Genomic DNA, 20,237 nt, shown 5'->3' on the forward strand with positions numbered 1-20,237 from the left:
AATTAACCGAGCTGTTTACGCGCGTTGCGGAAAATACGCATCCACGGGCTGTCTTCGCCCCAGTTTTCCGGGTGCCAGGAGTTAGCCACGGTGCGGAACACACGTTCCGGGTGCGGCATCATAATGGTGACGCGACCGTTTTCAGTGGTAACGGCAGTAATACCGTTCGGTGAACCATTCGGGTTAGCCGGGTAAGTTTCGGTCACCTTACCGAAGTTATCAACGTAGCGCAGCGCCACCAGGCCTTTGCTCTCAAGCTGAGCCAGATGCGCGTCGTCACGCACTTCCACACGGCCTTCACCGTGAGAAACGGCAATCGGCATCATTGATCCAACCATATCGCTGAGCAGTAAAGATGGGCTTTGCGTCACTTCGACCAGGCTGAAGCGGGCTTCAAAACGATCGGAGTGGTTACGCACAAAGCGCGGCCACAAGTCGCTGCCCGGGATCAGCTCGCGCAGGTTAGACATCATCTGACAACCGTTACACACCCCAAGCGCCAGCGTTTGCGGGCGATGGAAGAAGGTTTCAAACTCGTCACGCACGCGGTTGTTGAACAGAATCGACTTCGCCCAGCCCTCCCCGGCACCAAGCACATCGCCGTAAGAGAATCCGCCGCAGGCTACCAACGCCTGGAAATTCCCCAGACCGATACGCCCGCCCAGCAGATCGCTCATGTGTACGTCGATAGCATCGAAGCCCGCACGGTGGAAAGCTGCCGCCATCTCGACGTGGGAGTTCACCCCCTGCTCGCGCAGTACGGCGACTTTTGGACGTGCGCCGGTGGCGATATACGGCGCGGCAACATCGTCGTTGATATCAAACGTCAGTTTAACGTTGAGGCCTGGATCGGCGTCGTTGGTTTTAGCGTCGTGTTCCTGATCGGCACATTCCGGGTTGTCGCGCAGACGCTGCATCTGCCAGGTGGTTTCTGCCCACCACATACGCAGGGTGGTACGGCTTTCGCTGAACACCGACTGTCCATTAGCGGAGAGAGTGAAGCGGTCGCCTTCGACGGCTTTGCCGAGGTAGTGTACGCAGTCTGCCAGGCCGTTGGCCGCCAGAATGGCTTCCACCGCATCACGGTCAGCGGCGCGAACCTGGATCACCGCGCCCAGCTCTTCGTTAAACAGCGCCGCCAGGCGATCGTCGCCCAGGGTGCTGATATCAGCCTCAATACCACAGTGCCCGGTGAAAGCCATTTCCGCCAGCGTCACCAGCAAGCCACCGTCGGAGCGGTCGTGGTAGGCCAGCAGCTTGCGCTGTGCGACCAGCGCCTGAATGGCGTCGTAGAAGCCTTTCAACTGCGCCACGTCACGTACGTCGGCCGGTTTGTCGCCCAGTTGACGGTAAACCTGCGCCAGCGCCGTTGCACCCAGTGCGTTGTGGCCCAGACCAAGGTCAATTAACAACAGGGCATTATCTTCAGTAGAGAGCTGTGGAGTAATAGTGTGACGCACATCTTCCACGCAGGCAAAAGCGGTGATCACCAGCGACAGCGGCGAGGTCATTTCTCGCTGCTCGTTGCCTTCCTGCCAGCGGGTTTTCATCGACATCGAGTCTTTACCTACCGGAATAGTCAGGCCAAGCGCCGGACACAATTCTTCCCCGACGGCTTTTACCGCTTCGTATAGCCCGGCATCTTCACCCGGGTGACCCGCAGCCGCCATCCAGTTTGCGGAGAGTTTAATGCGTTTGATGTCGCCAATCTGTGTTGCCGCGATGTTAGTCAGCGCTTCACCTACAGCCAGACGGGCAGAAGCTGCGAAGTCCAGCAGAGCGACTGGCGCACGTTCGCCGATAGACATCGCTTCACCATAGTAGCTATCAAGGCTGGCGGTGGTCACCGCACAGTTAGCCACGGGGATCTGCCACGGCCCGACCATCTGGTCACGCGCCACCATACCGGTAACGGTACGGTCGCCGATGGTTACGAGGAACGTTTTCTCAGCGACCGTCGGCAGGTGCAGTACGCGGTTCACCGCATCTGCAATCGAGATTTCGCCACGATTCAGGGCATCGCCCTTAGCTTTCAGCGTCTGCACGTCGCGGGTCATCTTCGGCGTTTTACCCAGCAGCACGTCCAACGGCATGTCAATCGGCTGGTTGTCGAAGTGGCTGTCGCTCAGGGTCAGATGCTGCTCTTCGGTGGCTTCACCGATCACCGCATACGGCGCGCGCTCGCGCTTACAAAGTTCGTCAAACAGCGGCAACTGGTCGGCAGCAACCGCCAGCACGTAACGTTCCTGAGATTCGTTACACCAGATTTCCAGCGGGCTCATACCCGGCTCGTCGCTGAGGATATCGCGCAACTGGAATTTACCGCCGCGACCGCCATCGCTTACCAGCTCCGGCATGGCGTTAGACAAACCGCCCGCACCGACGTCGTGAATAAACAGAATCGGGTTGGCATCGCCCATCTGCCAGCAGCGGTCGATAACTTCCTGGCAACGACGCTCCATTTCCGGGTTATCACGTTGTACGGAGGCGAAGTCGAGGTCGGCATCAGACTGACCGGAAGCCATAGAGGATGCTGCCCCGCCGCCGAGGCCGATGTTCATCGCCGGGCCGCCGAGAACGATCAGCTTCGCGCCGACGACGATCTCGCCTTTCTGCACGTGATCGGCACGGATGTTGCCGATCCCGCCCGCCAGCATAATCGGTTTGTGGTAGCCGCGCAGCTCTTCACCGTTGTGGCTGTTAACCTTCTCTTCGTAGGTACGGAAGTAGCCGGTCAGCGCCGGGCGACCAAATTCGTTGTTGAACGCCGCACCGCCCAGCGGGCCATCGGTCATGATATCCAGCGCGGTAACGATACGTTCCGGTTTGCCGAAATCTTCTTCCCACGGCTGTTCGAAGCCAGGAATACGCAGGTTGGAAACAGAGAAGCCCACCAGCCCGGCTTTCGGCTTCGCGCCGCGCCCGGTAGCGCCTTCATCACGAATTTCACCGCCGGATCCGGTTGCCGCGCCCGGCCATGGAGAGATGGCGGTTGGGTGGTTATGGGTTTCTACCTTCATCAGGATATGGGCTGGCTCCTGATGGAAATCGTAGCGACCGGTTTCGTGGTCGGCAAAGTAACGTCCGACTTCGGAACCTTCCATCACCGCGGCGTTGTCTTTATAGGCAGACAGCACGTGGTCCGGCGTGGTTTCAAAGGTATTTTTGATCATCTTAAACAGCGACTTCGGCTGCTGTTTACCGTCGATAACCCAGTCGGCGTTAAAAATCTTGTGGCGGCAGTGCTCAGAGTTAGCCTGCGCAAACATATACAATTCGATGTCGTTCGGGTTGCGCCCCAGTTTGCTGAACGCATCCTGCAGATAGTCGATTTCGTCTTCCGCCAGCGCCAGACCCAGACGCAGGTTAGCGTCGATCAGCGCCTGGCGTCCCTCACCCAGCAGATCGACGCTGGAGACCGGCGCAGGCTGGTGATGCGCAAACAGTTTTTCGGCATCGTTTAGCGCAGAGAAAACCGTTTCCATCATGCGGTCGTGCAGTACGTCGGCAACCTCCTGCCACTGCTCCGCAGTCAGCGTAGAAGCTTCGACATAATAAGCAACGCCACGTTCCAGGCGGCTAATCTGTTGTAGGCCGCAATTATGGGCAATATCAGTCGCTTTAGAAGACCACGGGGAGATGGTGCCCGGACGAGGGGTAACCAGCAGCAGTTTGCCCTCAGGAGCGTGACTGTGAAGAGCTGGACCATATTTCAGCAGGCGTGCAAGCTGTGCGTGCTCATCCTCATTCAATGGTGCGTTCAGATCGGCAAAATGGACGTACTCGGCGTAAATATTGTGGACCTGGAGGTTGGCAGCCTGAAAACGTGCCAGCAGTTTGTTAATACGGAATGCAGACAGTGCAGGTGAACCACGCAGAATTTCCATCATAAGTCTCTCGTCTTCTAAGCTTTCGGTGTGCCCAAGTGGGGGAAACGGGCGGTATTATAAAGAATCTACCGCGCCGACGAAACCGTTTGCGTCGAAATAAAATCGCGGTCTCGTCTTATCATCAAATGCGGTCTGTATTCTGAATAAGTTGCCAACTGACGCAAGTTTAAGCAAAATGCCGCTCATTAATGACGATTTCACTTCTTAAACAACACCACAGCAGGCAGAGACAACGTACGGTTCAGAGAATTAACTAATTGAGAAAATTAAAGATTAATTATCTGTTCATCGGCATATTAACGCTGTTGTTGGCAGCGGCCCTCTGGCCATCCATTCCCTGGTTCGGTAAAGCCGAAAATCGTATCGCCGCCATTCAGTCGCGGGGAGAACTGCGCGTCAGTACCATTGACTCGCCATTAACTTATGCAACCCTCAACGGGAAAAAATTCGGTCTGGATTATGAACTGGCCCAGGCGTTCGCCAACTACTTAGGCGTGAAGGTAAAAATCACTGTGCGCCAGAACATCAGCCAGCTGTTTGACGACCTGGATAACGGGGATGCCGATCTGTTAGCCGCAGGTCTGGTGTATAACAGCGAGCGGGTGAAAAATTACCAGCCCGGCCCGACCTATTATTCGGTTTCACAACAGTTAGTGTATCGGGTCGGTCAATATCGCCCCCGAACCCTGGCCACCGTGAACGATAACCAACTGACCATAGCCCCGGGGCACGTGGTGGTTAACGACCTCCAGCAGCTAAAAGAGAAAAAATTTCCCGATCTGAGCTGGAAAGTGGATGACAAAAAGGGCACCACTGAACTGCTGGATGATGTTATCGCCGGTAAGCTGGATTACACCATTGCCGATTCCGTCGCCATCAGCCTGTACCAACGCGTACACCCTGAGCTGGCCGTCGCGCTGGACGTCTCCGACGAACAACCGGTGACCTGGTTTAGTCGACTGGACGATGACAACACTCTGTCCGCCGCCCTGTTGGATTTCTTTAATTCCATGAATGAAGATGGCTCTCTGGCGCGTCTGGAAGAGAAATACCTCGGGCATGGCGATGATTTTGACTATGTCGACACCCGCACCTTTTTGCGCGCCGTCGATAGCGTGTTGCCAGACCTTAAGCCGCTATTTGAAAAATATGCGCAAGAAATAGACTGGCGGCTGCTTGCCGCAATCTCGTATCAGGAGTCGCACTGGGACGCGCAGGCCACCTCCCCGACCGGCGTACGCGGGCTGATGATGTTGACCAAAAATACCGCCCAGAGCCTCGGGCTGACTGACCGTACCGATGCAGAACAGAGCATCAGCGGCGGCGCGCGTTATTTGCAGGATATGATGAGTAAAGTGCCAGATACTGTCCCGGAAGGAGAACGGATCTGGTTTGCGCTTGCCGCCTACAATATGGGTTATGCGCATATGCTGGACGCACGGGCGCTGACGGTCAAAACCAAAGGCAATCCGAATAGCTGGTCCGATGTAAAACAGCGGCTACCGCTGCTCAGTCAAAAGCCGTATTACAACAAGCTGACCTATGGCTATGCGCGTGGTCATGAAGCCTACGCCTATGTGGAAAATATCCGTAAGTACCAGATAAGCCTGGTGGGATATCTGCAAGAAAAAGAAAAGCAGGCGCAGGAAACGCAGCAGCTGGCGCAGGATTACCCGGCGGTGTCGCCCGCGGAGTTATTAGGTAAAGAGAAATTCCCGCTTTCCGCGTTTCTGTCTCAGACGTCGTCAAACTACCTGACGCACTCCCCTTCTCTGCTGTTTTCAGCGCAAAAGAAAGAGGAAAAGTAGTCTTATCGGCCTGATAAACATCAGGCAATCAGACCGGCATTTACGCATTGGGGGATTTTTTCAGGGCTTTAATTTCCTGACGACGCATACGAAAGAAATCGCTGAGCAGGGTGGCGCATTCATCCCGCAGGACTCCCTCTGTCACTTCAACCCGATGATTCATTCCAGGGTGATGTAGCACGTCAATTAATGAACCCGCCGCCCCCGTTTTCGCATCGCGCGCGCCAAACACCACCCGGCCGATACGACTGTGCACCATCGCGCCGGCGCACATCACGCACGGCTCCAGAGTGACGTACAACGTGGCATCCAACAGACGGTAATTTTGCAGCACCAGGCCGCCCTGACGCAGCGCCATAATTTCAGCATGGGCCGTGGGATCATGGTGACCAATCGGTCGGTTCCAGCCTTCGCCAATGACGCGGTTATTATGCACTAATACCGCGCCCACCGGGACTTCACGCTCATCCCAGGCGCGCTTAGCCAGCGTTAAAGCATGACGCATCCAGTATTCGTGGCTAAATTCAACTTCAGACAAAGGGGGTAACTCCAGTAATCAAAGCGGGCGCATTATACACAGACGCTATCGTTTACTCTATTCGAGTTGTTGCAGTTCCCCACGCGGCGTGACGCGCCAGCGATGCTGACAAAAAGAGAGCAGCGGGTTGTCCTGCTTACTGTCGCTATAACCACTATAAAGTTGCAGCGGCGCGCCAATCTGGCGTTCCAGCTGTGTCACTTTCTCATGCCCCAGACAGCGCAGAGGCAGCACCCAGCCACCGTATCCCCGCGCCATTTTACTGGCGATCAGATTGACGCGCGGTAGCCACGGAGTATCAAAGTAAACCTGCTCCACCAGCGACTGTGGGGAACCGGTGATAAGCCAGATGTCGGCGTCAGAACTCAACAGATAAGTGGTCAGCCGCTGCTGTACGAGCGGAAACGCCGTCACGTTATCGCGAAACCAACGTACAAAATCGGCCTGGTGCGCTTTCAGACGCGCCTCGCTACGACCAAAAGTACATCCCCACAACAGCAGACTCATTGGCCAGCGGGCCGCGCGTCCTTTTATCAACAACGCCAGCGCAATCACCGGTAACAGAGGCAGCACAAGCAGCACGTTCAGCGGCTGGCGGCGCAGCAGATAACGAATAAAACTCCCGAACATATCCTGCTGATGTAACGTGCCATCCAAATCAAAAAAGACAACGCGGCGCTGGTGATTGGTCAAGCTTTATTCCTCTGGATCGTTGAACCCCAATAGCCAGGTAAACAGAAACCCGGCAATAACTGCTACCAGATAGCCTAACAGATAGAGCATCACTTTTCCGGTAACAATCGTTAATGCCAGCGGTAATCCTGAGATACCAAAGGTGATAACCGTCGCCACTTTCCAGTAGCTTATCAGCGCCCCGCCTACCGCTCCGCCAAGACAGGCACCAATAAACGGCTTACCCAACGGTAGCGTAACGCCAAAAATCAGCGGTTCGCCAATCCCCAATAATCCAACCGGCAACGCCCCTTTGATCACCTTTTTTAGTCGTGCGTTGCGGGTTTTCATCAGCACCGCAATCGCAGCACCGATTTGCCCAACACCCGCCATTGCAAGGATTGGGAAGAGCGCGTTATAACCGTGCGCCTGCACCAGTTCGACGTGGATAGGCACTAACCCCTGATGAAGCCCGGTGAGCACCAGCGGCAGGAAGGTTCCCGCCAGTATAGCGCCGACCAGAAAACCGCCGCGATCGATAGCCCAGGATGCGCCGTGAGCGATAGATTCGGAAATCCAACCACCCAACGGTTGCAGCGCCACTATCGCAATAGCCCCGGTAATAATGGTGGTCAGCAGTGGGTTAAGGATCAGTTCCAGTGATTCCGGCAGCAGTTCACGGAATTTGCGTTCGATCCAGCACATCAACGCTACCACCAACAGCACGGCGATTACCCCGCCGCGCCCCGGCTGCAACGTTTCGCCAAACAGGGTAATTTGCGCCAGTTGCGGGCTGGAGAGGATCCCCGCCATCACTCCGCCCATCGCCAGAGAACCGCCGAAGACTTTAGCGGTATTGACCCCGACCAGAATATTCATAATGGCAAACACGGCGCTGCCAAATATTCCCATCAGTCCAAGTAAATTCGGATAGTGGGTCGCAAAATCCCCGACGATATCCGGCCGCTTAAGGATGTTAATAATGCCGGTAATTAAACCGGAGGCGATAAACGCCGGAATAAGAGGGATAAAGACGTTCGCCAGCTTACGCAACGCATCGCTCATCGGCGCTTTGTATTTCGCTTTAGCCGCTGACTTCGTGCGCTCGATATCATGTACATCGGTGCGCTCGCCGTCATCGGCAATCAGGGAGCGCATAGCATCCACCACCCTGGCGGCTTTACCGGGGCCGACGATGATCTGGTGCTGCGCGCCCTGCTTCACGTAGCCGCTGACGCCGGACAGTTGCTTGAGCCGCGATACATCGAGCTGACCCTCATCCCGGACTTCCACCCTGACACGGGTCATACAGTTTTCCAGGCGCAGAATATTTTTCTCTCCGCCAACGCCCAGCAGAATGTCGCTGGCCAGCACCGCCGTCTTATCCATATACACCTCTTAGTGTTCTAACGCCGCGCGTAAAAAACCCTGGTGAGCGGCAAGCTTTTCGCGGGCGGCAGCGGCGTCCAGGCCGGTGAGCGCCATTAAAATGGCGGGTTTAACCTCAAAGTCAGTCTGCTTTAACAGCGCTTGCGCCTGCTCACGCGCAATACCAGTGGCTTCAACCACCATGCGACACGCCCGATCGACCAGTTTGACGTTGGTGGCCTGCATATCCACCATCAGGTTCTGATACACCTTGCCAAACTTCACCATCGCACCGGTGGAGATCATATTGAGCACCAGTTTTTGCGCGGTGCCGGATTTCAGTCGAGTAGACCCCGTCAGGGCCTCCGGCCCCACCACGGGGGAGATGGCAATATCCGCTTCATGAGCGATAGGAGAGTCCGGATTGCAGGAAATCGCCACCGTCGTACAGCCCACCGTCCGGGCATATTTCAGCCCGCCAATCACATACGGCGTACGACCTGAAGCCGCCAGACCAACCACCAGATCCTCTGTGGTAAGGTTGATCGTACGCAGATCGTCTTCACCTAACTGCGGGTTATCTTCCGCGCCTTCAACCGCCTTCAGTAACGCGCCCGGTCCTCCGGCTATCAGGCCAACCACCAGACCGTGCGGTACGCCGAAAGTCGGTGGGCATTCAGACGCATCCAGAACCCCAAGACGCCCGCTGGTACCCGCGCCCATGTATATAATGCGTCCGCCCGCTTTAAGCGCATCAGCCGCCGCATCGACCGCTAGCGCAACTTCAGGAAGAGTGGCTTTTACTGCTTCTGCTACCAGCGTATCCTGTTGATTAAAACGATGAACCAACTCCAGCGTGGAGAGCGCATCAAGATCCATGGTCTGAGGATTACGGGTTTCTGAAACTAATGCACCGAGATTCATTTTTTGGTCCTTAGGAATTTTTAATTCATAATAATCTGTCATAATGGAATATTATATTCATCCAGGCGAGTGAAATTTTGTTTTGTAATCGCCATCACGTTTTCGCCAGGAGACAGCATGAACTGTTTAATTCGCATTCGTCAGCGTTACCCGGATCTCGCGCAAAGCGATAAAAAACTTGCGGATTATCTCCTCGCTCAGCCGGATACCGCGCGTCATCTCAGCTCACAGCAGTTGGCTTTTGAAGCGGGCGTCAGCCAGTCCAGCGTGGTGAAGTTCGCGCAAAAATTAGGCTTTAAAGGATTTCCGGCACTCAAACTGGCGATTAGCGAAGCGCTGGCCAGCAATCCCAACCCCCATTCTGTTCCGGTGCATAATCAGATCCGAGGCGATGACCCTATGCGTCTGGTGGGTGAAAAGCTGATTAAGGAGAACGTGGCGGCGATGCATGCGACGCTGGATATTAACAGCGAAGAAAAACTGTTGGAGAGCGTCACGATGCTGCGCTCTGCCCGACGTATTATTCTGACCGGTATTGGCGCATCGGGTCTGGTAGCGCAGAATTTTGCCTGGAAGCTGTTGAAGATTGGTTTTAACGCGGTGGTTGAACGCGATATGCACGCGCTGCTGGCGACGGTGCAGGCGCTTTCGCCAGGCGATCTACTGCTGGCTATTTCGTACACCGGTGAACGCCGCGAGCTTAATCTGGCGGCAGATGAAACGCTGCGTACCGGGGCCAAAATTCTCGCCATCACCGGATTTACGCCCAATGCCCTGCAGCAACGCGCAAGTCATTGTCTGTATACGATTGCCGAGGAGCAGGCCACGCGCAGCGCCGCGATCTCCTCCACCCATGCGCAAATGATGCTCACCGATTTACTGTTTATGGCACTGGTGCAGCAGGATCTGGAGCATGCTCCGGAACGCATTCGTCACAGCGAAGCGCTGGTAAAAAAACTGGTCTGAGCAAAGAATGCGCGTATAATGCCCGCCCGATTTGTGATGTTTTGAGAGTTTCCTGATGGCCCTGTTAATCACTAAAAAATGTATCAATTGCGATATGTGCGAACCTGAATGCCCGAATGAGGCGATTTCGATGGGTGACAGCATTTACGAGATTAACAGTGACAAATGTACGGAATGCGTAGGCCATTATGACACGCCAACCTGCCAGAAGGTGTGCCCGATCCCCAATACTATTTTGAAAGATCCGGCACATTTAGAGAGTGAAGAGCAGTTGTGGGATAAATTCGTCCAGATGCATCACGCGGACAAAATCTAACTTTCAATAATCACCGTGGCGCAGGCGTAGTGACGCTCATCGGCCAGCGTCACATGCATATGTGCGACGCCGAGTTTTTCCGCCAGGTTTAACGCCTCCCCCCATAACCGCAGACGCGGCTTACCGAGTTCATCGTTAAAGACCTCGAACTGGTTAAACGCCAGGCCGTTGCGAATACCCGTACCAAAGGCTTTTGCTGCTGCCTCTTTAACCGCAAAACGCTTCGCCAGAAAACGCACCGGCTGCTGATGCGTTTCCCAGATTGCCCATTCGTTGTCGCTGAGCACGCGTCTTGCCAGACGGTCACCGGAGCGGGAGATCACCGCTTCAATGCGGGCAATCTCCACGATATCCGTACCTAATCCCAAAATCGCCATTAACCACGCGCTTCCAGCATCAGGCGTTTCATTTCTACTACCGCGTCTTTCAGACCGCTCATCACTGCGCGTCCGATAATGGCATGACCGATGTTCAGTTCGTGCATTTCCGGGATCCGCGCGATGGCCTTAACGTTGTGATACGTCAGACCGTGACCCGCATTCACCTTCAGGCCAAGGCTTGCGGCAAAAGTTGCCGCTTTCGCAATACGCGCCAGTTCGCTGGCCTGTTCCGCGTCAGTTTTCGCATCAGCGTAACAGCCGGTGTGAATTTCAATAAACGGCGCGCCAACTTCAGCAGCGGCTTTGATCTGTTCTTCATCGGCATCGATAAACAGTGAAACCAGGATGCCGGCATCCGCCAGGCGTTTACAGGCGTCACGCATCTTGTCGCGTTGACCGGCGACATCCAGACCACCTTCAGTGGTAACTTCCTGGCGCTTTTCCGGCACCAGGCAGCAAAAATGCGGCTTAGTCTCAACGGCAATCGCCAGCATCTCTTCGGTTACCGCCATTTCCAGATTCATACGCGTATCCAGCGTCTGACGCAGAATACGCACGTCTCTGTCGGTGATATGGCGACGGTCTTCACGCAGATGCACAGTAATGCCGTCTGCGCCCGCCTGTTCAACGATAAACGCCGCCTGAACCGGGTCCGGGTATGCGGTGCCGCGAGCATTACGTAAAGTGGCAATGTGGTCAATGTTGACGCCTAACAGTAATTCAGCCATGACAATCCTCGTTAATCATTTTTAATTTTTACTGCGCGTTTTGGCATAAATTGCCGGAACAGTTCCCGGCTTTTTAACGGCTTACCACCAAGATACGGCTTTAACGCCATGCGGGTAAAGCGTTTCGCAGCGCGAAGCGTATCAACATCCGGAAATTCACGCGACTCAAGCGCTTTCAGATGGCGTCCGGTAAAGGTGGCGTTATCAATCACGACACTTGCGATAAATCCTTTCTCTTCCCGATAACGATAGGTCATGGTGTCATCTACCGGCTCGCCGCTGCCCGCGCAGTGGGTAAAATCCACGCCGTAACCCAGATGACCGAGTAAAGCCAGTTCAAAGCGGCGTAGGGCGGGTTCGGGCGACCCCGTCGCGCCTGCCAGCGCCTGAATACAGTTCAGGTAGTCGAAAAAGAGTTCAGAAAAGCGAGTCTCGTATTCAAGCACGCGCGAGATAAGCTCGTTGATATACAGGCCGCTGTATAACGTAATACCGCTTAGAGGGAGTGCCAGAGAGACGGCTTCGGCGCTACGCAAGGTTTTGACCTCACCACGCCCACCAAAGCGAAGCAGTAACGGAGTAAAAGGCTGGAGTGCGCCTTTGAGATTAGAACGTTTGGAACGCGCGCCTTTGGCAACAAGGCGCACGCGGCCCGATTCTTCCGTGAAGACGTCCAGCACGAGGCTGGTTTCGCTCCACGGGCGGCTGTGCAGGACAAAAGCGCGTTGCCAGCCCTCCATCGGGGTTATTCTCAGAGATCGTCGCCGTAACCGAGGCTGCGCAGCGCGCGTTCGTCATCGGCCCAGCCGGATTTCACTTTCACCCACAGTTCGAGGTGAACAGGCGCTTCGAACATTTCCTGCATGTCTTTACGCGCTTCAATACCGATGGTTTTAATTTTGGCCCCTTTGTTGCCAATCACCATCTTCTTCTGCCCTTCACGTTCGACAAGGATCAGACCGTTGATATCGTAGCCGCCGCGCTCGTTAGAAATAAAACGCTCAATCTCAACGGTGACGGAATACGGCAGTTCAGCGCCCAGAAAACGCATCAGCTTCTCACGGATAATTTCAGAGGCCATAAAGCGCTGTGAACGATCGGTGATGTAATCTTCCGGGAAGTGATGAATTGCTTCCGGCAGATGCTTACGTACGATACCCGCAATGGTATCAACATTCAGACCGGTCTCGGCAGAGATCGGCACGATGTCGAGAAAGTTCATCTGGCTGGCCAGGAACTGCAGGTGCGGCAGCAGATCGGCTTTTTCCTGAACGTTATCGACTTTGTTCACCGCCAGAATTACCGGGGCTTTACCATCACGCAGCTTGTTGAGCACCATTTCGTCGTCCGGCGTCCAGCGAGTGCCTTCCACAACGAAAATCACCAGTTCAACATCACCAATCGAGCTGCTCGCCGCCTTGTTCATCAAGCGGTTAATGGCACGTTTTTCTTCCATATGGAGGCCCGGGGTATCAACATAAATCGCCTGATACGCGCCTTCGGTATGGATGCCAACAATACGGTGACGAGTTGTCTGAGCCTTACGAGAGGTAATAGAAATCTTCTGCCCAAGCAGATTATTCAACAAGGTGGATTTACCAACGTTCGGGCGACCGACGATGGCAATAAATCCGCAGTAAGTTTTATCGATGCTCATTCCAGCTCCAGTTTTTTCAACGCCTGTTCGGCGGCAGCCTGCTCAGCCTTACGACGGCTCGAACCTGTGCCAACCACCGGTTCACTCAGGCCGCTGACCTGGCAGTGGATAGTAAATTCTTGATCGTGAGCTTCACCACGGACCTGCACCACCAGATAGGACGGCAGCGGCAGGTGGCGACCCTGCAAATATTCCTGCAGGCGCGTTTTCGGATCTTTTTGTTTGTCGCCTGGGCTAATTTCATCCAGGCGGGTTTGATACCAATTCAGGATCAGTTGCTCAACGGTTTGAATATCGCTGTCGAGGAAGACGCCGCCGATCAAAGCTTCAACGGTGTCCGCCAGGATCGACTCACGACGGAAACCGCCGCTTTTCAGCTCGCCTGGTCCCAAACGTAAACATTCACCGAGGTCAAACTCACGGGCTAATTCTGCCAGCGTATTACCGCGAACCAGCGTCGCGCGCATGCGGCTCATATCACCTTCATCCACACGCGGGAAACGGTGATATAACGCATTAGCGATGACAAAGCTCAAAATAGAGTCGCCTAAAAATTCTAAACGCTCGTTATGTTTGCTGCTGGCGCTACGGTGAGTTAATGCCTGCTGCAACAGCTCCTGATGATTAAAAGTGTAGCCCAGCTTCCGTTGAAGCCGATTAATTACGATGGGGTTCATGCGATACCAATAAATGAATGCGTCAACAATTCAGCACACGAAACAGACCTGATATACGCCATTCATTTAGCCATCTGGCATCGTCTGAATGCTTTTGTATACAAACCAACGCTGTTTCGTGTGCCGTGGCAACCTGTCGGTGCCAACCTAAAACTTCGGGGGAATATTCTATACACAACGACAAGGGATGTCGTTAGTCTGCGGGAATTTATCCGAGAAATAATTCACGCTGTCGCCATAATGACGACAACGTGAACGATTATTAGCAATTAATGAATACCGCCAATACGGCTTAAACGCACGCCGGTCGGCCATTCACCCTCTTGCTTGTCGAAGCTCATCCAGATTGCAGTCGCTTTACCCACCAGATTCGCTTCCGGCACAAATCCCCAGTAACGGCTGTCCGCGCTGTTGTCACGGTTATCACCCATCATGAAGTAGTGTCCCGGTGGGACGATCCAGGTTGCCAGTTGCTGACCTGGCTGGCGGTAATACATCCCCACCTGATCCTGCGCGATTGGCACAGTCAGAATGCGGTGCGTTACCTCACCCAGCGTTTCTTTACGCTCGGAGAGGCGAATACCGTTTTCTTTCGTTTCATTCAGCGGAACTTCAAAGAAGCCGCTGGTCGCTTCCCCGCCATTACGACGAGCAAAGGTCTGCACAAAATCACTTGGCTGAACATCAGAGTAGGTTACCGGCAGCGCATTTTCACACGCCTGACCGGAGCTGCAACCAGGCTGAATAGTCACCTCTTTCGCCACCGGATCGTACGTCACTTTGTCTCCCGGTAAACCGACAGCGCGTTTGATGTAATCCAGACGCGGATCTTCCGGGTATTTAAACACCACGATATCACCGCGTTTCGGATGGCCGGTTTCGATCAACGTTTTCTGGTAAATCGGATCTTTAATCCCGTAGGCGAATTTCTCCACCAGAATAAAATCACCAATCAACAGCGTCGGCATCATCGAACCTGACGGGATCTGGAACGGTTCATAAATAAACGAACGCACCACCAGCACGATAGCTAATACCGGGAAAACGGATGCGCCCGTTTCCAGCCAGCCCGGCTTAGGGGCCACTTTTTTCAGCGTTGCTTTATCCAGTGAATCACCTGCAGCAGCTTGCGCTGCTGCCTGACGCTCCCGGCGTTTTGGCGCGAAAATGAATTTATCTACGCACCATAAAATGCCCGTCACCAGTGTGGCAATCACCAGAATCAGGGCAAACATGTTCGCCATGCCAACTCCTTAAGATTATTTGCTGTCTTTACCGACATGCAGAATGGCGAGGAAGGCTTCCTGCGGCAGTTCGACGTTACCGATCTGCTTCATGCGCTTTTTACCCTCTTTCTGTTTTTGCAGCAGCTTTTTCTTACGGCTGATATCGCCACCGTAGCATTTCGCCAGAACGTTTTTACGCAGCTGCTTCACCGTTGAACGCGCGATGATGTGCGTGCCGATGGCCGCCTGAATCGCGATATCAAACTGCTGGCGCGGGATCAGATCTTTCATCTTCTCGACCAACTCACGGCCACGGCTCTGGGAGTTGTCGCGGTGAGTGATCAGCGCCAGCGCATCGACACGTTCGTTGTTGATGAGGACATCAACGCGCACCATGTCAGACGCCTGGAAGCGCTTGAAGTTATAGTCCAGCGACGCATAGCCGCGGGAGGTCGACTTCAGGCGGTCAAAGAAGTCGAGTACCACTTCCGCCATCGGAATTTCATAGGTCAGCGCGACCTGGTTACCGTGATAAACCATGTTGGTCTGTACGCCACGTTTCTCGATACACAGCGTGATGACGTTACCAAGGTACGCCTGCGGCAGCAGCATGTGACATTCGGCGATCGGCTCGCGCAGTTCGTAGATGTTGTTCAGCGGCGGCAGCTTAGATGGGCTATCGACGTAGATAGTCTCTTTCGCCGTGGTTTCCACTTCATACACTACGGTCGGCGCGGTGGTGATCAGATCCAGATCGTATTCACGTTCCAGACGTTCCTGAATGATCTCCATATGCAACAGGCCGAGGAAGCCACAGCGGAAGCCGAAGCCCAGTGCGCTGGAGCTTTCCGGTTCGTAGAACAGGGAGGCGTCGTTCAGGCTCAGCTTGCCGAGCGCATCGCGGAAGTTTTCATAGTCGTCAGAGCTCACCGGGAACAGACCGGCGTAAACCTGAGGCTTCACTTTTTTGAAGCCTGGCAGCGGTTTGTCTGCCGGGTTACGCGCGGAAGTTAAGGTATCACCAACCGGGGCGCCAAGGATGTCTTTAATCGCACAAACCAACCAACCTACTTCGCCGCATTTCAGCTCGGTACGATCAACCTGTTTTGGCGTGAAGATGCCCAGACGGTCGGCGTTGTAAACCTGACCAGTGCTCATCACTTTAATTTTGTCACCTTTACGCATGGTGCCGTTTTTAATACGCACCAGCGAAACCACGCCCAGGTAATTATCGAACCAGGAGTCGATAATCAGCGCCTGCAACGGGCCTTCCGGATCACCTTCCGGCGGCGGAATGTCGCGCACCAGACGTTCAAGAACGTCGGTCACACCTACGCCAGTTTTCGCCGAGCAGCGTACTGCGTCGGTGGCGTCGATACCGACGATATCTTCAATTTCTTCCGCTACGCGCTCAGGGTCAGCGGCCGGCAGGTCAATTTTGTTCAGTACCGGCACCACTTCCAGATCCATTTCCATGGCGGTGTAGCAGTTGGCCAGCGTTTGCGCTTCTACACCCTGCCCGGCGTCAACCACCAGCAGTGCGCCTTCACAGGCGGCAAGCGAGCGGGAAACTTCATATGAGAAGTCGACGTGGCCCGGGGTGTCGATAAAGTTAAGCTGATAGGTTTCACCATCAGATGCTTTGAAATCGAGCGTCACGCTCTGCGCTTTGATAGTAATACCGCGCTCACGCTCAAGATCCATCGAGTCGAGAACCTGCGCTTCCATTTCACGGTCAGACAGGCCACCGCAGATCTGGATAATACGGTCAGACAGCGTCGATTTACCGTGGTCGATGTGAGCTATGATTGAAAAGTTACGTATGTTCTTCATATAGAGTAATTATTGTGCCTTACGCCCGCCTGAGCAGGCTCTGAGAAGTCGCTGATCTGAGCTTAACGTCTGTTTAAGTGAAACGCCGCATTCTACACTACAACGCTGAGGCGAGGAAATGTTCATAGAGCAAGGATAGCGGGAACTGGAAACAACCTTACAAAGTCGGTGAAACTTTTGCCGGATGGCAGCATAAACGCCTTATCCGGCCTACGCCTGCATCTGAAAACGCGGTAGGCCTGATAAGCGCAGCGCCATCAGACAAAAATATCACTGCTGGGTTTCGACGCGAATAAGATCGGGCGGGAGGGCAACGTTCAGAATGACCGGCTGCCAGGCTTCACGTTCAGCAAGCTTACGGGAATATCCGCGGGCGATCAGGAATCCGCCCACGCCACCCAGTACAGCCCCGCTTAATGCCGCCAGATCGGAGCCAAATAGCACCTGGAACAGTGCCGCGAAAAGAAAGAGACCCGCCAGTGGAGACATATAAACCAGCATCGCCGATCCCAACAAGCTCCTCTCGGCAATGCCCAGCTCAACTTTTTGACCAGGGGCCAATGGCTCATCGCTGGGTACCACAATAGTATGTGTGGTCTGCGGTCCAAGTTTATTCAGCACGCGGCTCCCACACCCGGCCCGGGAAGCACAGCTGCTACATGACGCTTTCACATCACAGCTGACCGTCGCCAGACCATTTTGCCAGGAAACGACTGTTGCCCACTCTTTGATCATTGTGCGGCCCTGAACTTGATATTGTCTGCGATACGCTTCGCCGTTTGTGGTGGAAGCTCGCCCACTATCGTAATTTCCGCGTTATCACGCACGCTGGTGCTGACCGTTCTACGCCCGGTTCGCAGCAGTTGATCGGTGCTGTTTTGCGTCGCGCGGTTTACGTTCACGGAGAAACTGAACAGGCCATCCGAATAAAGGCGTGATTCAATCGGCATGTTATCCATGGTCGGCAGCGGGCGTCGACTGCTGGAGACCTCACTAAAGCCTTGCGGCAACCATGACGGGCTCCAGTTGAAGTTGGTTTTTTCACCCGCAGGAACCGACAGCAACGGCGGTAGATTGGCTTTCGCCAGCGTCTGCATGCTATCGCTAACGCCGTTGTTTACGGTAAAGGCGATGACGCGGAACTGTTCCAGCGTTTCACCATCACGATCGAGGAGATCGACACGCATCGGTAGTTTGGTCTCCGTGTCCATCCAGACGATATAGCTGTAACGGGTGCCGTCACGAGCGACAACGCGGATCACTTCACAGAGCCGATCAGCAATGCGGGTGCGGCCTACTGAGATAAAATCATAGTAGGGTGCAAGGCGTTTGAAGTCGGTATAAATCAGGGATGGCAGAGAGTCAACGATATAGTCGCCGTTCAGCGTGAACGGTTCGAGCCCAGGCTCGAAATAGCTAATTTCATTGCCACGTTGCACCACTTCCCGGCGCGGTCCATCCAATTGCAGCAGCTGTGCTAACGGACGGTTATCCTGGCGGGCATGGCGATAACGTAGGGATTCAACACCCTGTTTATTGATGCTGACAAATGACAGCTCATAGGTTAGCGACTGGCTGGCCAGATTCATCTGCTGCAACAACGCCCCGGACGCAGGATTGGCCGAGGCGTTTACAGAGAAGAACAGGCTACCAGCCACAAGTGACATGGCAAACCAAAGTTGCTTCATTACTGCGATTGCGTTCCTAAAGTTTGAATTCCTGGCACCTGCACAGCGGCTTGCTGTGTTTGCGCCTGCTCAAACTGAAGCTGTTCAGAGTGCAGTCGGCGTTGCAGTTCGTAATCCTGCAACATGGCATTAATACGACGACGCTGCTCCTGTACCTGCTGTTGCTGACCGCCGCTGGCTGTCGCGTCAGAAGGTACACCCAGGCTTACCGGACTGGCTTTACCCATCATCGGTAATGTATTGAATACCGGCGTTTCGGGCTGCTGGGACGTTTCAGATTGACCATTATAGTGCTGGACGCCAACAATAACTGCAAGTGATACACACGCAGCCACGCCCATTTGGGTAAGCTGCGCGGCCCACGGACGCATTTTCTTCCAGAATGGCATTTTCTGCCACTGGTGCGGTGCTGGCTGGGCCTCAGGAATCAATGGCGCCGTCTGACGTACTGGCTCATCCTGGATGGCAGCCATTACGCGGGCGGAAATATCGAAATGGAGAACGTCGGCGGTATCACCTCGCATAGAATCGCGAATCAGGTGATAACTCTCCCAGGTTTTTTGCATTTCCGGGTCGTGAGTTAGCTCTTTAAGCAACTCAGTATCCAGCGTTTCGCCATCCATTAAAGCGGAAAGTTTTTCTTTCTGCATGCCTAATACCTTTTCCAGTATCCCGCTATCGTCAACGCCTGATAAGCGGTTGAACTTTATTATCAATAGCTTCCCTCGCTCGGAAGATACGTGAACGCACCGTACCTACCGGACAATCCATGATAGCGGCTATCTCTTCATAGCTCAGGCCATCCAGCTCCCGCAAGGTTATTGCCATGCGTAAATCTTCCGGGAGGGACTCAATAGTTCGGAAAACTATCTGTCTCAGTTCTTCTGACAACATTAAGTTCTCAGGGTTCGAAATTTCTTTCAGGGCACCGCCACTTTCGTAGTTTTCTGCTTCAATCGCATCTATATCACTGGAAGGTGGACGACGCCCCTGAGCGACCAGGTAATTCTTCGCTGTATTGACTGCGATACGATACAGCCAGGTATAAAAAGCACTATCCCCCCGGAACGAGTCCAGCGCACGATAGGCCTTGATAAATGCTTCTTGTACTACATCGGGTACATCGCCCGACGGTACATAGCGAGAAACCAGACTCGCCACCTTATGCTGATAGCGGACTACCAGTAGGTTAAAGGCTTTCTGATCTCCCTTTTGGACCCGTTCTACCAGGACCTGGTCCGTTAACTGCTCGCTCATCCGAGGTAAAGTCTCCCCAAACCAAATTTCCACGCGCTGTCGAAACGCCACTCCATAAGCTTCACTATGAGCAAGCAAATGCTTAGAGTGCTCAAGTTTCGTAAAGTTCCGTTACGCATTTGTTTTTTGTTTGTCATGTTGTAGACAGGTCTTATCTCTCATTATAAGTCTACATAACCCGATCAACGCACTATCTGTAAGAAATGCCCATTTCACCGCTTGCAGAGTAACCCAACGGCCACTTTATTTCATCACATAATCTGATGCTAACGGCCTGCTTCACAAAATAATTTTGCTCATTTCATCCTC

At 54.0% G+C, this 20,237-nt stretch carries 19 protein-coding genes and 1 pseudogene; 3 read left to right on the forward strand and 17 right to left on the reverse strand.

All coding sequences use genetic code 11. The features are described 5' to 3' along the window. Nucleotides 1–2: 2 nt before the first annotated feature. Nucleotides 3–3,890, reverse strand: a complete 3,888-nt coding sequence (purL, locus tag FDX14_RS08895; RefSeq protein ID WP_137349364.1) for a phosphoribosylformylglycinamidine synthase — start codon at nucleotides 3,888–3,890, stop codon at nucleotides 3–5. A gap of 257 nt (nucleotides 3,891–4,147) precedes the next feature. On the opposite strand from purL, the gene mltF reads away from it, so the two are divergent. Continuing rightward, nucleotides 4,148–5,698, forward strand: coding sequence for a membrane-bound lytic murein transglycosylase MltF (gene mltF / locus FDX14_RS08905; RefSeq protein ID WP_137349365.1), 1,551 nt, complete (start codon nucleotides 4,148–4,150; stop codon nucleotides 5,696–5,698). A gap of 40 nt (nucleotides 5,699–5,738) precedes the next feature. Here mltF and tadA read toward each other — a convergent pair whose 3' ends face one another. Genes tadA through murQ form a run of 4 tightly spaced genes read right to left on the reverse strand, consistent with a single transcriptional unit; the run spans nucleotide 5,739 to nucleotide 9,200 of the window. Further along, complete coding sequence (gene tadA, locus FDX14_RS08910; RefSeq protein ID WP_061382212.1) at nucleotides 5,739–6,236, reverse strand: tRNA adenosine(34) deaminase TadA; 498 nt, start codon at nucleotides 6,234–6,236, stop codon at nucleotides 5,739–5,741. 57 nt (nucleotides 6,237–6,293) lie between these two features. Further along, nucleotides 6,294–6,929, reverse strand: coding sequence for a phosphatidylglycerophosphatase C (yfhb, locus tag FDX14_RS08915; protein WP_038642689.1), 636 nt, complete (start codon nucleotides 6,927–6,929; stop codon nucleotides 6,294–6,296). Nucleotides 6,930–6,932: 3 nt separating this feature from the next. After that, nucleotides 6,933–8,297: a PTS transporter subunit EIIC gene (locus FDX14_RS08920; protein WP_137349366.1), complete on the reverse strand. Its 1,365-nt coding sequence runs from the start codon at nucleotides 8,295–8,297 to the stop codon at nucleotides 6,933–6,935. Nucleotides 8,298–8,306: 9 nt separating this feature from the next. After that, nucleotides 8,307–9,200 carry an N-acetylmuramic acid 6-phosphate etherase gene (gene murQ / locus FDX14_RS08925; RefSeq protein ID WP_079223086.1) on the reverse strand — a complete coding sequence of 298 codons (894 nt, stop codon included), beginning with the start codon at nucleotides 9,198–9,200 and terminating at the stop codon, nucleotides 8,307–8,309. A gap of 117 nt (nucleotides 9,201–9,317) precedes the next feature. Between murQ and FDX14_RS08930 the strand changes: the two genes are divergently transcribed. Next, on the forward strand, nucleotides 9,318–10,166 hold the full coding sequence (locus FDX14_RS08930) for a MurR/RpiR family transcriptional regulator (protein ID WP_042306662.1): 849 nt from the start codon (nucleotides 9,318–9,320) through the stop codon (nucleotides 10,164–10,166). A 55-nt stretch (nucleotides 10,167–10,221) separates the two neighbouring features. Beyond that, entirely contained in the window at nucleotides 10,222–10,482 is a 261-nt protein-coding gene (locus FDX14_RS08935; protein ID WP_038642696.1) for a YfhL family 4Fe-4S dicluster ferredoxin, read from the forward strand. On the opposite strand, the gene acpS is transcribed toward FDX14_RS08935, so the two are convergent. The 12 genes and pseudogenes from acpS to rseD all read right to left on the reverse strand — a co-directional run bounded on the left by acpS (nucleotide 10,479) and on the right by rseD (nucleotide 20,090). After that, nucleotides 10,479–10,859, reverse strand: coding sequence for a holo-ACP synthase (acpS, locus tag FDX14_RS08940; protein WP_038642698.1), 381 nt, complete (start codon nucleotides 10,857–10,859; stop codon nucleotides 10,479–10,481). The genes FDX14_RS08935 and acpS overlap by 4 nt on opposite strands. After that, complete coding sequence (gene pdxJ, locus FDX14_RS08945) at nucleotides 10,859–11,590, reverse strand: pyridoxine 5'-phosphate synthase (protein ID WP_003838383.1); 732 nt, start codon at nucleotides 11,588–11,590, stop codon at nucleotides 10,859–10,861. Before pdxJ ends, acpS begins: the two co-directional genes overlap by 1 nt. Before the next feature lie 11 nt (nucleotides 11,591–11,601). After that, the gene (recO, locus tag FDX14_RS08950) at nucleotides 11,602–12,330 is read right to left on the reverse strand and encodes a DNA repair protein RecO (RefSeq protein WP_042306658.1); all 729 of its coding nucleotides are present in this window, start codon (nucleotides 12,328–12,330) and stop codon (nucleotides 11,602–11,604) included. A gap of 11 nt (nucleotides 12,331–12,341) precedes the next feature. Next, nucleotides 12,342–13,247: a GTPase Era gene (gene era / locus FDX14_RS08955; RefSeq protein WP_042306656.1), complete on the reverse strand. Its 906-nt coding sequence runs from the start codon at nucleotides 13,245–13,247 to the stop codon at nucleotides 12,342–12,344. After that, nucleotides 13,244–13,924, reverse strand: a complete 681-nt coding sequence (gene rnc, locus FDX14_RS08960; RefSeq protein WP_003037579.1) for a ribonuclease III — start codon at nucleotides 13,922–13,924, stop codon at nucleotides 13,244–13,246. The genes era and rnc overlap by 4 nt, the downstream gene beginning before the upstream one ends. A 269-nt stretch (nucleotides 13,925–14,193) precedes the next feature. Continuing rightward, nucleotides 14,194–15,168, reverse strand: coding sequence for a signal peptidase I (gene lepB / locus FDX14_RS08965; protein WP_042306654.1), 975 nt, complete (start codon nucleotides 15,166–15,168; stop codon nucleotides 14,194–14,196). Nucleotides 15,169–15,183: 15 nt separating this feature from the next. Then, the gene (gene lepA / locus FDX14_RS08970; protein ID WP_042306650.1) at nucleotides 15,184–16,983 is read right to left on the reverse strand and encodes a translation elongation factor 4; all 1,800 of its coding nucleotides are present in this window, start codon (nucleotides 16,981–16,983) and stop codon (nucleotides 15,184–15,186) included. Between the two features lie 270 nt (nucleotides 16,984–17,253). After that, nucleotides 17,254–17,718 (reverse strand): SoxR-reducing system protein RseC, encoded by a 465-nt coding sequence (gene rseC, locus FDX14_RS08980; protein ID WP_042306646.1) that lies wholly within the window; start codon nucleotides 17,716–17,718, stop codon nucleotides 17,254–17,256. Next, nucleotides 17,715–18,671, reverse strand: coding sequence for a sigma-E factor regulatory protein RseB (gene rseB, locus FDX14_RS08985; protein ID WP_042306644.1), 957 nt, complete (start codon nucleotides 18,669–18,671; stop codon nucleotides 17,715–17,717). Before rseB ends, rseC begins: the two co-directional genes overlap by 4 nt. Further along, on the reverse strand, nucleotides 18,671–19,321 hold the full coding sequence (gene rseA, locus FDX14_RS08990) for an anti-sigma-E factor RseA (protein WP_008785497.1): 651 nt from the start codon (nucleotides 19,319–19,321) through the stop codon (nucleotides 18,671–18,673). Before rseA ends, rseB begins: the two co-directional genes overlap by 1 nt. A gap of 31 nt (nucleotides 19,322–19,352) precedes the next feature. Then, complete coding sequence (gene rpoE, locus FDX14_RS08995) at nucleotides 19,353–19,928, reverse strand: RNA polymerase sigma factor RpoE (protein ID WP_003037573.1); 576 nt, start codon at nucleotides 19,926–19,928, stop codon at nucleotides 19,353–19,355. Continuing rightward, nucleotides 19,925–20,090, reverse strand: a pseudogene (gene rseD, locus FDX14_RS09000) (rpoE leader peptide RseD). The gene rpoE and the pseudogene rseD overlap by 4 nt, the downstream one beginning before the upstream one ends. Nucleotides 20,091–20,237: the final 147 nt, after the last annotated feature.

The sequence above is a fragment of the Citrobacter sp. wls710 genome, from assembly GCF_005281115.1.
GTDB lineage: Bacteria > Pseudomonadota > Gammaproteobacteria > Enterobacterales > Enterobacteriaceae > Citrobacter > Citrobacter werkmanii.

Coding starts and splice junctions, on each gene's coding strand:
- purL (WP_137349364.1), bottom strand. CDS start 3,890: ATGATGGAAATTCTGCGTGGTTCACCTGCACTGTCTGCATTCCGTATT.
- FDX14_RS08920 (WP_137349366.1), bottom strand. CDS start 8,297: ATGGATAAGACGGCGGTGCTGGCCAGCGACATTCTGCTGGGCGTTGGC.
- murQ (WP_079223086.1), bottom strand. CDS start 9,200: ATGAATCTCGGTGCATTAGTTTCAGAAACCCGTAATCCTCAGACCATG.
- FDX14_RS08930 (WP_042306662.1), top strand. CDS start 9,318: ATGAACTGTTTAATTCGCATTCGTCAGCGTTACCCGGATCTCGCGCAA.
- FDX14_RS08935 (WP_038642696.1), top strand. CDS start 10,222: ATGGCCCTGTTAATCACTAAAAAATGTATCAATTGCGATATGTGCGAA.
- acpS (WP_038642698.1), bottom strand. CDS start 10,859: ATGGCGATTTTGGGATTAGGTACGGATATCGTGGAGATTGCCCGCATT.
- pdxJ (WP_003838383.1), bottom strand. CDS start 11,590: ATGGCTGAATTACTGTTAGGCGTCAACATTGACCACATTGCCACTTTA.
- recO (WP_042306658.1), bottom strand. CDS start 12,330: ATGGAGGGCTGGCAACGCGCTTTTGTCCTGCACAGCCGCCCGTGGAGC.
- era (WP_042306656.1), bottom strand. CDS start 13,247: ATGAGCATCGATAAAACTTACTGCGGATTTATTGCCATCGTCGGTCGC.
- rnc (WP_003037579.1), bottom strand. CDS start 13,924: ATGAACCCCATCGTAATTAATCGGCTTCAACGGAAGCTGGGCTACACT.
- lepB (WP_042306654.1), bottom strand. CDS start 15,168: ATGGCGAACATGTTTGCCCTGATTCTGGTGATTGCCACACTGGTGACG.
- lepA (WP_042306650.1), bottom strand. CDS start 16,983: ATGAAGAACATACGTAACTTTTCAATCATAGCTCACATCGACCACGGT.
- rseC (WP_042306646.1), bottom strand. CDS start 17,718: ATGATCAAAGAGTGGGCAACAGTCGTTTCCTGGCAAAATGGTCTGGCG.
- rseB (WP_042306644.1), bottom strand. CDS start 18,671: ATGAAGCAACTTTGGTTTGCCATGTCACTTGTGGCTGGTAGCCTGTTC.
- rseA (WP_008785497.1), bottom strand. CDS start 19,321: ATGCAGAAAGAAAAACTTTCCGCTTTAATGGATGGCGAAACGCTGGAT.
- rpoE (WP_003037573.1), bottom strand. CDS start 19,928: ATGAGCGAGCAGTTAACGGACCAGGTCCTGGTAGAACGGGTCCAAAAG.